At 72.5% G+C, this 14292-nt stretch carries 9 protein-coding genes and 1 tRNA gene; 4 read left to right on the top strand and 6 right to left on the bottom strand.

Going from position 1 to position 14292, the window contains the following annotated elements; genetic code table 11:
* Positions 1 to 13: 13 nt before the first annotated feature.
* Together AC3CH1_RS08945 and AC3CH1_RS08940 are read right to left on the bottom strand one after the other, a co-directional pair.
* Positions 14 to 1537: an MFS transporter gene (locus AC3CH1_RS08945; protein ID WP_488462419.1), complete on the bottom strand. Its 1524-nt coding sequence runs from the start codon at positions 1535 to 1537 to the stop codon at positions 14 to 16.
* Positions 1538 to 1768: 231 nt separating this feature from the next.
* Positions 1769 to 2473 carry a TetR/AcrR family transcriptional regulator gene (locus tag AC3CH1_RS08940; protein ID WP_488462418.1) on the bottom strand — a complete coding sequence of 235 codons (705 nt, stop codon included), beginning with the start codon at positions 2471 to 2473 and terminating at the stop codon, positions 1769 to 1771.
* 303 nt (positions 2474 to 2776) lie between these two features.
* Between AC3CH1_RS08940 and AC3CH1_RS08935 the strand changes: the two genes are divergently transcribed.
* Positions 2777 to 4054, top strand: coding sequence for a M6 family metalloprotease domain-containing protein (locus tag AC3CH1_RS08935; protein WP_488462417.1), 1278 nt, complete (start codon positions 2777 to 2779; stop codon positions 4052 to 4054).
* On the opposite strand, the gene AC3CH1_RS08930 is transcribed toward AC3CH1_RS08935, so the two are convergent.
* Both AC3CH1_RS08930 and AC3CH1_RS08925 read right to left on the bottom strand, forming a co-directional pair.
* Positions 4041 to 5948: a class I adenylate-forming enzyme family protein gene (locus AC3CH1_RS08930; protein ID WP_488462416.1), complete on the bottom strand. Its 1908-nt coding sequence runs from the start codon at positions 5946 to 5948 to the stop codon at positions 4041 to 4043. The genes AC3CH1_RS08935 and AC3CH1_RS08930 overlap by 14 nt on opposite strands.
* A gap of 176 nt (positions 5949 to 6124) precedes the next feature.
* On the bottom strand, positions 6125 to 7204 hold the full coding sequence (locus AC3CH1_RS08925) for a CU044_5270 family protein (protein WP_488462415.1): 1080 nt from the start codon (positions 7202 to 7204) through the stop codon (positions 6125 to 6127).
* A 166-nt stretch (positions 7205 to 7370) separates the two neighbouring features.
* On the opposite strand from AC3CH1_RS08925, the gene AC3CH1_RS08920 reads away from it, so the two are divergent.
* Positions 7371 to 7443, top strand: a tRNA-Arg gene (locus AC3CH1_RS08920).
* 219 nt (positions 7444 to 7662) lie between these two features.
* Here the strand turns inward: AC3CH1_RS08920 and AC3CH1_RS08915 are convergent.
* Entirely contained in the window at positions 7663 to 8412 is a 750-nt protein-coding gene (locus AC3CH1_RS08915) for a TetR/AcrR family transcriptional regulator (protein WP_488462414.1), read from the bottom strand.
* 314 nt (positions 8413 to 8726) lie between these two features.
* Here AC3CH1_RS08915 and AC3CH1_RS08910 point away from each other — a divergent pair, with 314 nt between their 5' ends.
* Positions 8727 to 10985 carry an MMPL family transporter gene (locus tag AC3CH1_RS08910; protein ID WP_488462413.1) on the top strand — a complete coding sequence of 753 codons (2259 nt, stop codon included), beginning with the start codon at positions 8727 to 8729 and terminating at the stop codon, positions 10983 to 10985.
* Positions 10986 to 11199: 214 nt separating this feature from the next.
* Positions 11200 to 12087, top strand: a complete 888-nt coding sequence (locus tag AC3CH1_RS08905) for an ATP-grasp domain-containing protein (protein ID WP_488462412.1) — start codon at positions 11200 to 11202, stop codon at positions 12085 to 12087.
* Positions 12088 to 12191: 104 nt separating this feature from the next.
* On the opposite strand, the gene AC3CH1_RS08900 is transcribed toward AC3CH1_RS08905, so the two are convergent.
* Positions 12192 to 14207 (bottom strand): MFS transporter, encoded by a 2016-nt coding sequence (locus tag AC3CH1_RS08900; protein WP_488462411.1) that lies wholly within the window; start codon positions 14205 to 14207, stop codon positions 12192 to 12194.
* Positions 14208 to 14292 lie beyond the last annotated feature (85 nt).

Genomic DNA, 14292 nt, shown 5'->3' with positions numbered 1-14292 from the left:
GGAACCCCCGTCGTCAGTGGGCGACGACCGGAATCCTGAACTCCTCCTCGGCGTCCGCGTCGGACCCGCCGACCGTCCCACCGGACCCCGTTCCGGGGCGGCCGGTGTTGATGAGGGCGATCGCGATGGCGGCGGCGGCGACGAGGATGCCGACGGCCCACCAGATCGCGGCGGCGAAACCGCTGACCATGGCCTGGAGCTCCAGGAGCCGCGGGTCCGTGGCGCGGGCCGCGTGATCGGCGACGTACGCGGTGGTGGCGCTCGCGGCGATGGTGTTCAGCAGCGCGGTGCCGATGGCGCCGCCGACCTGCTGCGAGGTGTTGACCATCGCGGAGGCGACGCCCGCGTCACGCGGCTCGATGCCGTGCGTGGCCAGGGACATCGCCGGCATGAACGCCGTACCCATACCGAGGCCGAGCAGCAGCATGCCGGGCAGGATGACGGCCGCGTAGCTGGTGTTCAGGTCCAGCTGGGTCAGGAACAGCATGCCGACCGCGGCGACCAGGAAGCCGGGGCCCATCAGCAGGCGCGGCGGGACCCGGGTCATCAGCCGGGTGCCGATCTGGGTGGAGCCGGTGATCATGCCGACGATCATGGGCATGAACGCGAAGCCGGTCTTCACCGGGGAGTAGCCCTTCACGACCTGGAGGTAGTAGGTCAGGAAGAGGAACAGCCCGAACATCGCGATGATGGCGAGCCCCAGCGAGAGGTAGACCCCGCCGCGGTTGCGCTCGGTGAGGACGCGCAGCGGCAGCAACGGCGACTTCACACGCGCCTCGGTCACGACGAAGGCCACCAGCAGCACGACGGCGGCGACGAACATCGAGACGGTCAGCGTGTCCGACCAGCCGGCCGACTCGGCGCGGGTGAAGCCGTACACCAGGGCGACCAGGCCGAGCGTGGAGAGCACGACGCCGGGGATGTCCAGCGGTGCGCGGTTGCGGGCGCCGGAGGGCTCGCGGATCACGAAGTACGCGCCGGCGGCGGCGACGATGGCGAACGGGATGTTGACGTAGAACGTCCAGCGCCAGTTCAGGTACTCGGTGAGCAAGCCGCCGAGGATCAGCCCGACCGCGCCACCGCCACCGGCGATGGCCCCGTAGATGCCGAAGGCCTTGGCGCGCTCCTTGGCGTCGGTGAACATCACGGCGAGCAGGGAGAGGGCGGCCGGGGCGAGCAGGGCGCCGAAGACACCCTGGAGGGCCCGGGAGCCGAACATCATCGCCTCGTTCTGCGCGGCCCCGCCGAGCGCGGAGGCCAGCGCGAAGCCGATCAGCCCGACGACGAAGGTGCGCTTGCGTCCCCAGAGGTCGGCGATCCGGCCGCCGAAGAGGAGGAGCCCGCCGAAGGCGAGGGCGTAGGCGGTGATGACCCACTGCTTGTTGCCGTCGGATATGCCGAGGTCGGTCTGGGCGGAGGGCAGGGCGATGTTCACGATGGTCGCGTCGAGGACGACCATCAGCTGGGCGAGCGCGATGAAGGCCAGGGCCTTCCAGCGACTCGGATCGGGAAGGGCTGTGTCAGCCGTTTTTGGCATGGGTGTATCCACCTAAGGACGTGCGAGGGCGCCGAGGCGTCGCGCAGTGGGCGTCGGCGGTACGTGCTCGTGTACGCGCGACAGGGTGCGGTGAGGCGAGTGGGATGAGGCGGGCGAGTCTGCTGATGTGAGGCGGGTGAGTCTGCTGATGTGGGGCGGTGGGCCGGGTCCCTCGGGGCACGGCCGGAAGGTTCAGGTAGGTGCGGGGCCAGGGCGGTTCGACACCAGGTCCTAGGGGCGCCGCAGGTCCTCCAAGGTCGCCGCCGATCCGGGCAGTTCGGAGCGGGCCGGGGACTCCAGTCCGTCCAGGAACAACTGCAGGTGACGGTGGGTGAACCGGTCGATGCGCTGGCAGGCGATGCCGGGGAGCGGCCGGGTGAGCTGGGAGAGGGCGACGAGTACGTCACCGACGGCGATGTCGGTGCGCAGCCGCCCCGCGGACATGGCGCGCGCCACGAGCCCTTCGACGGCCTCTTCCAGGCGTCGGCGCTCGGCGAGCAGTTCGGGGTGGTCCTTGTCGAAGACGCCGGAGAGCATCGGGCACAGGGCGCCGATCCGCTCGTCGGCGGCCGCGTGCACGAAGCGGCTGAGCGCGGCGAAGGGGTCGGACTCCGCCGCGGCGGCCTCTTCGGCCCGGAGCGTGGTACGGGAGGTGACCGCGAGGACGACCTCATGGGTGAGGGCGGCCCGGTCGGGGAAGTTCCGGTAGAGCGTGGCGTTGCCCACGGCCGCTCGCCGTGCGACGTCGTCCAGTGCCACGTCCGGCCCGAACTCGACGAACAGCTCGCGCGCGGCGGCGATGATCCGCTCGCGGTTGCGCAGCGCGTCGGCCCGCGGGCGCGGCGCCCGGCACGGTGCCGCGGGTGCGGTGCCGCCGGCGGCTGCCGGTGCGGTGCTCCTCGCGGCGGTCCCGGTGGCCCCGGCGGTGGTCTCCACGACGACGCTCCTCCCCTTCTTCTTCCCTCTGTGCGGCCGGTCTCTGTGCGGCCGGTCTCTGTGTAGCCGGTCGGCCCCCCTCGGTAACCGGGGACCACTTCCCCGTTTAGCGGGGACACGTATGCAAACGGGGAGAGGATCCCCGCTTATTTCCCACCCTCATGTGACCTGCGTCACATGACTTCAGCGAGAAAACCCTCCGATCGGCGCACCCAGCGAGCGGCCCCGGACCACCCGGCACAGGCTGATCGCCAGAGCGCAGTCAGGGGTCGGCCGACTGCCGCGGACCCCGAAGGCGCCTCTATGCAGCAGCCCCGCCACCGGATACGCAGACACCGCCGCCCGGCCGCCCTGGCCGGAGCGACCGCGCTGGTCATAGCGGCCGTGGCCTCGGCCAGCACCACCCTGCCGAGCGCCGGCCGCGCCTCGGCGGGACCGTCGGCCACCAGCCAGGACTCCGCCCTCGCCCCGTGCCGGATCTCCGCCACCATGGGCGTACAGATGTCCGAGGGGCTGCCGACCCCGCCTGGCTACGCGCGGTCGACCGGCGAGGTCAAGGCGCTCAACCTGATGATCGACTTCCCGGACGCGGAGGGAACGGAACCCGCGGCGGACCGGTACGCGGAGTTCTTCCCGCAGACCTCCGAGTGGTTCAGGGCCAGCTCCTACGGCCGGCTCGTCTACCGGCCCGAGGCCCCCGTCAAGGACTGGCTGCGGATGCCGATGCCCTTCACGGAGTACGGGATAGAGCGCGGCTCCCCCTTCGAGCCGGGCTACCGCCAGCTGGTCAAGGACATCGTCGCCGCCGCCGACCCCCGGGTCGACTTCTCCGCGTACGACCTGGTCAACGTCCTGGTCAGCCCGAACGCCGGCCCCTCCGCGCTGGACACCGTGCTCTCGGTGACCTTCTCCGGCAACGACGAGGCCCCGACGGCGGACGGCGTCCCGCTCTCCAACACGTCGTTCGTCTACAGCCGGCAGGACGACGGATCGGGGTCGTACGCCGAGACCGGCTACCGCGTCCTGCCGCACGAGAACGGCCACGTCTTCGGGCTGCCCGACCTCTACACGATGGAGGGCGGCGGCTCGGTCGGGCACTGGGACATCATGTCCGAGGACTGGGGCGCCAACAACGACTTCCTGGCCTGGCACAAGTGGAAGCTCGGCTGGCTCGACAACGAGCAGATCAGCTGCGCGTCGCGGACCGGCGTCAGCGAGCACACCCTCGGCCCGCTGGCCGCCGAGGGCGGCACCAAGCTCGCCTTCGTCCCGCTGAGCGACCGGTCCGGCTACGCGGTGGAGGTCCGTACGGCGGCGGGCAACGACGAGGCGGTCTGCCGGCCGGGGGTCCTGATCTACAAGGTCAGCTCCGACGTGGACACCGGCCAGGGCCCGGTCTCCGTCGCCGACGCCACCGAGGACAGCGGCGGCTGCACCCGGCGCCCCAACGTGCACGCGGAACTGTCCGACGCTCCGTTCCGCCCCGGCCAGACCTTCGTCGACCGGGCCAACGGCGTACGGATATCCGTGCTGGACGAGGACGACGACGGCAACTACCGGGTGCGGGTCACGCGCCCGTGAGCGGGGGCTCGGCCTCCGCGGCGCACGACGGACCACACGCTGGGGCGTCCTTCTCGCCGCTCCTCTCGGTGCCCTCCGCGGCGCTCCTCCGGGTGCCCTCCGGGGCACCCCCCTCGGTGCCGCCCTCCACTGAGCCCTCCTCGGTGCCGCCCTCCGCTGTGCCCTCCACGAACGCGCGGAGGCGGTGCTTGAGGAGCTTCCCGGTGGCGTTGCGCGGAAGCTCCTCGTCGGTGAACAGCACCCGGGCGGGCACCTTGAAGGCGGCGAGCCTGGCGCCGACGTGCTCGCGCAGGCCCCCGGCGGTGACCCCGGCCCCGGGGCGCGGCCGGACGACGGCCGCCACTTCCTCCCCCAGCACCGGGTGCGGGATGCCGAGGACGGCGGCGTCGGCCACGTCGGGGTGGTCGTGCAGGACGCCCTCGACCTCGACGCAGTACACGTTCTCGCCGCCCCGGATCACCACGTCCTTGAGCCGGTCCACGATGGAGACCCGCCCCTCGCGGCGTACGGCGAGGTCCCCCGTACGGAACCAGCCGCCCTCGCCGAAGGCCTCCTCGGTCGCCGCCGCGTCGCGCCAGTAGCCGCGGAACAGCGACTGGCCGCGCAGCCACAGCTCCCCCGTCTCCCCGTCGAGCAGCTCCTCCCCCGCCGGCCCGGCGACCCTCACCTCCGTGACCGGGGTGGGCCGTCCCGCGCCGCCCGGCTCCGCCCGGTAAGCGTCCCCGAAGTGCGCAAGGACCCCGCCGCTGGTCTCGGTGAGGCCGTAGCCGTTGCGGGGCTCGACGCGTTCGCCGCACCGGGCGGTGAGGCGGGCGACCAGGGCGGGCGGGGCGGGGGCTCCCCCGGTGCTGAACAGCGTGAGGCTCTCCAGCCCGTCCCCGGTCCGCTCCGCGGCCTCCAGCAGTTGGAGCCCGGTGGTGGGCACCCCGGCGAAGTGCGTGACGCGGTGCGCCCGGATCAGCCGCAGCGCCTCGTCCGCGTCCCACTTGTGCATCAGGACGAGGGTGCCGCCGGCCGCCATCGCCCCGTAGAAGCCGGTGAACGCGGCGACGTGGAAGAACGGGAACGTCATCAGGGAGACCGGGGCGGGCCCCTGCCCCGGGATGACACCGCGCGCCAGCGCGGAGGCCGCCGCGTGGTAGCGGGGGTTGAGCGCGGCCCCGGCCTGGGCGAGATGGGTGGCCACCGCGCCCTTGGGGCGACCGGTGGTGCCGGAGGTGTACAGGATCGTGGCGTCGTCCTCGGGCCGGGGCTCCACGTCGGGCGGCGCGGCCAGCGGGTCGGGCGCGGGGAACTCCTCGTACCGCTCGACGCGCAGCCCGCTTTCGTTCACCTCTCCGTGGTCCCCGTGGAAGAGGACGACGCGCGTCCCGGTCCGCCGGGCCCAGCCGGAGACCCGCCCCAGCCGCTCCCCGTCCACGAGGAGCACCCCGGGTTCGCAGTCCTCCAGGGCGTACACGAACTCGCCCTCGGTCCACCAGGCGTTGAGCGGTACGGCGACGAGACCGGCCAACTGGGCGGCCCAGAAGGCGATCTGCCACTCGGGATGGTTCCGCATCGCGATCACGGCCCGGTCGCCGGAACGGAGCCCGTACCGCTCCCGCAGGCGTACGGCGAGGGCGGAGGCGGCGGCGAAGAACTCGGCGTAGGAGTACCGCTGTTCGCCGGCGACGAGGAACGGCGTGTCCCGGTAGGCCCAGGTGGTCTCCACGAACTCCCGGAGCGTACGGGGCCCGTCCGCGTACTCCGGCGTCCCCTGTTCGCCTCTGACCACGGCGAAGGGCGCGCCGGGCGCGGTGAGGGAGGCCTCGATACGCGCGGCGCGCCGGGCGCGTTCCGCGGGGGCCCCGGCGTCTTCGGGGGGCGGGGACAGGAACGGGTGAGTGTGCGGCACGGACGGCCTCTCTCGCGCTGACGCTGACGCTGACTGCTACGCGAGACGCTATGCGGAAGGGGGCGCGGCGCCAAGGCCGGACGAGCGGCGCGCAGGGACGCGGACGGGAGAAGGGTCAGGTCCCGGCCCCGGCCCCGGCCCCGGCGGAGCGGGTGGCCGGGGCGCGGGAGGAGAGGTCAGGTGCCGGCGGAAGGGGTGGCCGGGGCGGCGGACCGCCCGTCCGGAGCCGATCCGGCCGGGCGCTGCTTGACGGCATCGACGACGGCCCGGTCCGTCACCGCGGTATGACCCCTGACCGTGCCCGCCTTGATGCCCTCCACATCGCGCGTCTGTACGGTCCGCTCGCCCAGATACGTGTACGTCTCGCGGTCGAAGATCCACTCGGTGCGCGAGCCGTCCGCCTCGTCGGTACGGGCGATGGCGACCCCGTGCCGGCCGGCCGCGTCGACGGAGTCGCCGACGAGGACCACCCCGGGAATCCGGGCCGCGGCACGGTAGAGGCCGGCGGCCAGCTTCGGCGGAACCATCTGCTCCCCCAGCAGGTGGCCGATGGTGCTGAAGGCCTGCTGGTCAGGACCGTTGCCCATGCCCCGGGTCTCGTCGTAGATCTTGTTCAGCAGGAGGCCAGGGTCGGTGGGCAGGGTCCTCAGGTAGTGGTAGCTGGGCGAGTTGAGCGTGCGCTTCCCGCCTTCGGGGTCGTCCAGCGTGACGCCGTCGCGGCCGATGGTCTCCTTGTCGGGCTCCATCAGCCAGCCCTTGTTGCCGTCCGGCGACATCCAGACCTCGCGGGGATGGATCTTGTCGACGTAGCTCCTGTTCTTCCCGTCGGCGCCCTCCCAGGAGACCAGCCAGGAGACCTCGCTCCGGACGTACAGGAACTGCCCCGGCCCCGGCTCGGGCAGCTCCACCCTGGCCGCCGCCCCGGAGATGTCGGCCACCGCGCCCGCCAGCCCGGCGGTACTGCCCCGGGCCACCTGGACGACCGGGGCGGGAACGGCCCCGGCGGGCGGGGCGACCGCACGGCCGGGGCTCTCCGAACCGCCGGAGCCGCCCGGGCTGCCCGCGAGTCCGGCGACCCCGGCAGCGGCCAGGGCCAGAGCGGCGGCAACGCCGACCAGGACCGGGCGACGGCCGGAGCGGCGGGCAGGCCGGGAGGCGTGGTCCCCCGCGTACGGACCGGCAGGCGGGGCGCCGGCCGAAGCCCCGGGCAAGGGGTCGGGCGCGGTGTCGGGCGTCCGGTTCCGGATCTCGGTCATCAGGTGCTCATCACAGCGGGACCCGCCCGAGGCATCGCGAGAAGCCACAAAAAGCACGGGGTCGCCGACGGGTCCCGACCGCCCAACCCGAGGAACGGAGCTCACCCCACCCGCTACACTGTCGGCGGTGGCCCAGTCCTCACGGCGGGGCCTCCAGCACATCCCGGCCTTCGTAGCTCAGGGGATAGAGCACCGCTCTCCTAAAGCGGGTGTCGCAGGTTCGAATCCTGCCGGGGGCACAAGCGAGAAGGCCACCTGGGAACGTTCCCAGGTGGCCTTTGACATCCCTCCCGGTCCAAGCTCTTCGGACCACGCCACGACCCGCGACGCGACGCCGATCACACCGCGACGGCGGCTCTCCGGCCGAGTGGATCGACGTACTCGCCCCGCTGCGGCGGGTGACTCCGGCCCGCCCCTTCCACCGGCCGCCACCGTGAGTGGCTCTCCTCCCGGCACCCTCAGCCGGGGCCGTTGGCGTCCGCGGCCGGGATGCGGCGGTGGATGTCCGTCAGCAGGTCGCGCATCGCCAGGTGGAAGATCTCGGCCTGGTGGTCGCCCAGGAACGAGGTGTGCCCGAACACCTCCAGGACGACGAGGCCGTGCATGTGGCCCCATCCGCTGAGGAGGAGCGCGGTCGCCTGTGGTGGTAGCGCCGCCAGGCCGTCCGGTGACAGCTGTTCCAGATGGGCGCGGAACGGGGGCGACAGCGTGGGCGTGTCCGCGGCGGTCAGTTGCTCCGGGGTGAAGTCGCCGAACAGGACGCGTTGAAAGACCGCGCTCATCTGCTGCATCGCCCGGGTGGTCGGGCCGCCGACGGGTGCCGCATAGCTCCGCAGGGGTGTCCCGTACAGGAGTTGGAACCGTTCGGGGTGGGAGACGGCCCACGTGCGGTAGCCCTCGGCCGCGATCACGAAGCGCGGTACGGACGGGTCGGGCGGGGTGGCGTCGGCGGCGGTCTGCACGGCGGTGGCCAGGTCCTCGTACGCCTTGGCTATGAGCACCGTGACCAGGGCGTTCCGGTCGGGGAAGTAGTGGTAGAGCGCCTGCACGCTCATGCCGAGGCTCCGGGCCACCGCGCGCAGGGACAGGGCGGCGGAGCCGTGTTCGGTGATGTGGAGTTCGGCGGCTTTCACGATTTCCTGGGTGGCGACGGCCCGGCGTCGCTGGCGCAGGGAGGGCGGGGCCGACGGGTGTTCGTCTGCGGGCATGCGGCCGAGCCTACGGCGGCCCCGGCCGCACCGGGAGGCCTCGGCGACCGCCTGCCCGGGAAACCTGTGCCTTCCCGAGAATCCTGCCGCCTGCCTGGGCATTCCGCCGACCGCCCGAGAAAACTGACAGTGTCAGGTAAATCTCGCACTGCTCAACAACTCGTCGGCTCACTAACGTCGTTCACGGCGACGAAGCGTGCGACACCGCGCCCCTCCCCGACGGGGAGAAGGGCTCTGCGGGGCACTGCGCCGGCTCCCCTGTGCACCGGGCAGACACACGTCGTCCTCACCGTTGGAGGCAAAGGAGATGTGGCGTGTTTGAACGCTTGGCCGAACTGGCGATTCGCCGTTCCCGGTCGGTACTCGTCGTGGCCGCTGTGGCCTTGGTGCTCATGGGCGCGGTCGGCGCGGGCGCGTTCGGCAAGTTGCTCGGCGGGGGCTTCGACGACCCGTCGTCCCCGTCCTCCCGGGCCGCGGTGGTCATCGACGAGAAGTTCGGGGGAGAGACGAACCTGGTGCTGCTGGTCAGTGCCGCCAACGGCTCCGTCGACTCCCCCGCCGTACGACGGAGCGGGCAGAGCCTGGTCGCCGACCTCAAGGAGGAGAAGGGGCTGACCAACGTCGTCTCGTACTGGGACACCGGCAGCGCGGACCTCCGTTCCGAGGACGGCCGGGAAGCCATGATGCTCGCCCATGTGACGGGCGACGAGACGCGGCAGCAGGAGAACGCCCAACAGGTCATCGACGTCTACACCGGCGAACAGGACGGTGGCCTCACGGTCCGGGCCGGAGGCGGTGCGGCCGTGGGCAGCGATCTGTCGAGTCAGGTGGTCGACGATCTGATCCTGGCCGAGGCCATCGCCATACCGCTCACCCTCGTCCTGCTCCTGTTCGTCTTCGGCAGCGTGGTCGCGGCCCTGCTGCCGCTGGTCATCGCCGTCATCGCGATCCTCGGCTCGTTCGCCCAGCTCTCCCTGCTCGGCAGTGTCACCGATGTCGCCAACACCGCGACCAACCTCACCACCGCCCTGGGCCTCGGACTCGGCATCGACTACGCCCTGTTGATGGTCAGCCGCTTCCGCGAGCAGCTGTCGGCCGGCGCGAGCGTGGACGACGCCGTCAGGTCCACGGTGAGCACCGCCGGCCGCACCGTCGCGTTCTCGGCGGCGACCGTGGCGGCGGCCCTCGGGTCACTGCTGGTGTTCCCCCAGTACTTCCTCCGCTCGTTCGGCTTCGCGGGAGTCGGTGTCGTCGCCGTCGCCGCCGTCAGCACGCTGTTCGTGATACCGGCCCTGTTCGTCGTCCTGGGGCACCGCGTCAACAGCGGCCGGCTGCCGTGGGCGAAGCGGGGGCGCGTCGAGGACCGGACCCCCCTGTGGGGGCGGCTGGCCCGCACCGTCATGCGTCGGCCCGCGATCACCGCCCTGCCCGTGCTCGCCGTGCTGCTGCTCGCGGCGAGCCCGCTTCTCGGCATCGCCTTCGGCACCCCGGACGAGCGCGTGCTGCCCGAGGGCGCCGAGAGCCGCCAGGTGGCCACGGCGCTGCGGGAGGACTTCGACGGCAGCGAGGAATCGGCCCTCCACGTCGTCATCGACCAGCCGGTGGCCGAGGCCCCGTTGGCGTCGTACGCGGCCGGGCTGTCCGGGCTCGACGGCGTCGTACGCGTCGAGACCGGTTCGGGAAGCTACGCCGGGGGAGAGTCCACCGCCACCGGCCCCGGGAACCCCGCCCTCGGCCGGCCCGACGCGCAGCGGATCACCGTGGTGAGCGCTCTGGAAGCGAAGTCGGACGCGGCCCAGAGCCTCGTGATGGAGGTGCGTGCGACCGATCCGCCCGCCGGGGCGAGTCCGCTGGTGGGCGGTACCGATGCCCAACTGGTCGACTCCAGGACCTCCATCGGCGACCGGCTGCCCATCGCCGTGGCCCTGATCGTCGTCACCACCTTCGTCCTGCTCTTCCTCTTCACCGGCAGCGTCGTGCAGCCTTTGCGGGCCCTGGTCCTCAATGTCGTCAGTCTCGCGGCGACCCTCGGCGTGATGACCTGGATCTTCCAGGGCGGCGCCCTCTCCTCCCTGCTCGGCTTCACGGCCCAGCCGATGGAGATGTCGATGACCGTTCTGATGTTCTGCATCGCCTTCGGTCTCTCCATGGACTACGAGGTGTTCGTCACCAGCCGGATCAAGGAGCTCCACGATCTCGGCGAGGACAACGAGTCCGCCGTCACCCACGGCCTCGGCCGCACGGGGCGCATCGTCAGTGCGGCGGCGGTCCTGCTCGCGGTGAGCTTCTTCGCCTTCGGCACGGCCGAGATCAGCTTCATGCAGATGTTCGGCCTGGGCAGCGGGCTGGCCATCCTCATCGATGCCGTGGCCGTACGCGGTGTGCTCGTCCCCGCCGCGATGCGTCTGCTCGGCCGATCGGCCTGGTACGCGCCCGGCCCCCTGCGGAGGTTCCACGACCGGTTCGGGCTCAGTGAGGGCGTGCCCGGGGTGGCTCCGGCACCGGCTTCGGCTCCGGCTCCGGCCGTGAACGCCCCGCGCGTCCCGCGCGTCAAGGACTCGACGGGGGCCTGACCCGCGCCCGGGAGTGTTCGGTGAGGATCTCGGCGAGCACGAGCGCCGCCCGGTGCGGGAACCGGGCGGCGATCAGCCCGCGTACGAGCGAGCGACGGTTCGGCTATCACGCGCCGATCGAACCAAGTAGCGCCCGGCGCGCGGCACGGGTCCCCCGCCGTACCGAAGAAAAGCCGGTGCGGCGCGGCGTCCCCGTACGGGAGGATCTGCGGCCATGACCCGCCCGCCGCGCACCCTCGTCCTCCCGCCCCGGCTCACCGCCTCCGCCCGGACGCTGCGTGCTGCCGCGCTGCGGCGCGGGCTGCGCATCGTGGAGGCGACGGCCTCCGCCGTACCGGAGGGGCTGGGTGGTCCCGGGTGGGCGGAGTGGCCTGAGGGGCCGGAGGGTGCGGGGCCGGCCGCGTCCCCCGCGTCCACCGCTCCCAGCGCCGGCACTGGGGGCACCGCCGGCGCTGGGCGCGATGGGGGCGAAGGGCACGCCGTCCATCTGCACGCCGGGCCCTCCTTCGCCGACGTCGTGGCCCCCGCGCTCGGGATCGCCCTCCTGGAGGCCCCCGCCGACTGGCTCGCGCGGCTGCCCCGGGCGCTGACCCGGCGGGAGATCCGGGCGATGCCGATCGGCGAGGCGTACCGGCTGCGACGCCCCGCCTTCGTCAAGTCGCCCAACGACAAGAGCATTTCGGCGCTCGTGTACGCGGACGGGTCCCGGCTGCCCGGACCGGATGCCGTGGACCCGGCGACCGTCGTGCTGGTGAGCGACGTGATGACGTTCGCCGTCGAGTACCGGCTCCACTTGCTCGACGGGGCCGTCCACGCGGCCGGCCAGTACGCCGAGTCCGGCCGGCTCCGGCCCGGGCCGGCGGACGGCGACGCGCTCGCATTCGGGCGGGAGGTCCTCGCGGGCGCCGGGGAGACCCTGCCGTCCGCGATCGTCGTCGACGTCGGCCGGGACGACGAGGGCCGATGGGCCGTGATCGAAGCCAATGCCGCCTGGGCCAGCGGGTGTTATTCGGCCGACCCGGACCGCGCCCTCGACACGGTCCTCCGCGCCGCCGGACCCGCCACGGGCCTGTCGCCGCACGACCGCCGCTTCGTGCGGTAGCCGGGCAGCCCCTTCCGTGCGGCGCGTCCCGGCGTCCGCCGCCGCGGTGTCGGCTGTTCGTGGCAGGACACCGGGCGGGACACCGAACGGAACACCCAGGGGGGTCAGCTCAGTTCTTCGGGGCAGGGCGTGCCCGGCTGGAGCTGGTACGGGGCCGCCAGCCGGTACACGCCCGGTCGCGGCGCGAGCAGTTCGGTCCACTCGTCGCCGTACGGGCCCTCCTCGACCTTGTTCAGGCAGCCGTTGGTGTTGAGATAGGTCTTCGGCGCGGTCTCGTCCGCCTCCGACCGCGCCTTCGACTCCTCGGTCTCCAACGGGCGCTCGACGCTCTTGCCGTCCTCGTCGACGAGGGCGAGCCAGCGCGTGTACGGGATGCGGATCAGCACCCGGCCCGCCGACTTCACGGTGATCGTCAGCTCGTCCGCGCCCGCCCGCTCCACCGTCGCGGGCGGGTCGGCGAGCGGCACGGGGTCCAGGACCCGGAAGAGCTTCCAGTTCGCGTCGCCCCAGATCTGGCGCAGGTACGGCTGCCCCTGCTCGACCAGCTCCGCCTCCTGGATCGCCCCGTTGTCCGGCCGGTCCTTGGGCAGCACCACGTAGTGCACGGCCCAGCGGTCCAGCCACTCCCGGTAGTTCACCGGGTCGAGCGTGTCGTCGTAGAAGAGCGGGTTGCGCTTCATGTCCGCCTGGCGGTTCCAGCCGCGCGCCAGGTTGACGTACGGGGCGAGCGCCGATGACTCGCGGTGACTGCTCGCGGGCACCACCTCGACCCGGCCGCGCTCCGCCTCCACCTGCTGGAGCTGGTTGAGCAGCGGGGCCAGTTCCCGGTTCCAGGACGCGGCGGGCGCGGTCCGGACGATGTCGTCGACGCCCTTGAACCCGATCCAGAAGTTGAGGCCCAGGAAGGCCAGGACCAGGGCGTACCAGCGGCGGCTGCGGGGCACCGCGTACGGCAGGGCGGCGAGCAGCGCCACCCCGGCGAACAGCATCGCCATGCGCGTGACGTTCGACCCGATCTGCGAGTCGACGACGTACGTGAGCAGCGTGCCGATCCCGTAGACGGCGGCGGCGGTGCGGACCGTGCTCCAGTCGCGCGGTACGAGGACGTACACGAGGACCGCGAAGATGAACGGCAGCGACAGCGTCCCGAGCGACATCGGCTGCGTACCGGAGAACGGGAACAGCCAGGAGGACAGCCCCACCACGGCCACCGGGGCGAGCCCGATCGCGTACGCGCCGGGGCGTCGTTTGTGGAGGAACAGCGCTGCCGCGACGACGCCCAGGAAGAGTCCGGCGACGGGGCTGGACGCGGTGGCGAGCGCGGCGAGCGGGGCGGCGACGCCGGCCTTGGCCCACCGCTTGTACCGCCAGCGATGGGGCCAGCAGAACACCGCGGCCACCGCGCCGACGGCGAACATCATCCCGAGTCCGAAGGTCACCCGGCCCGACAGCGCGTTGCACAGGAACGCGAAGACCCCGGCGAGCGAGCAGGCCAGCGGATTGCGGACGGCCGGGACCCGCACGAGGATCAGCGCGGTCAGCGCGGAGGAGACCGTGCCGACGATCATCATCGTCGTACGGACGCCGAGCAGCGACATCAGGTAGGGCGAGACCACGCTGTACGAGACGGGGTGCATGCCCCCGTACCAGGCCAGGTTGTACGCCGTGCCGGGGTGCCGGCCCACGAACTCGGCCCAGGCGTCCTGCGCGGCGATGTCGCCGCCCGTGTTGGCGAAGAAGAAGAACCAGAGGAGGTGGGCGACGGCGGCGACGGCCGTCGCGATGGTGACGGGGTGCCGCAGCAGGCGACGGGCCCTGGCCGACGACGGCTCAGCGGCCGGGGGACCCTCTGCGGGGCCCGCGGGCCCGGGAGCCACGGCGGCCGTGGACGAGTCACCGGCAGCCGTGGAGAGGTCGGAAGAACCAGAGGCACCGGAGGAACCAGAGGCACCAAGGGAACCAGAGGACTCATAGGAACCGGAGGACTGAAGGGGAGTCGGAGATTCCGACTCCGGAGACTCCGGTACACGGGGGGACGGCACGCGAACGTGCAGGGCGTCGCCCTCGGCCCCCGTGGTCTCGTCCGCCTCGCGGCCGGGCTTCGGCTCCGCGGTGGTCATTACGGCTCTCCCCGTCCTCCGCCGGCCCCGTACCTGTTCAAGGACGCGTCCCAGCGTCCCTGAGTTGTCCGGGGACGCTAACACG

This window comes from Streptomyces sp. MGP-P1 (genome assembly GCF_057766565.1).
This window is presented reverse-complemented; position numbering and strand designations above follow the sequence as displayed.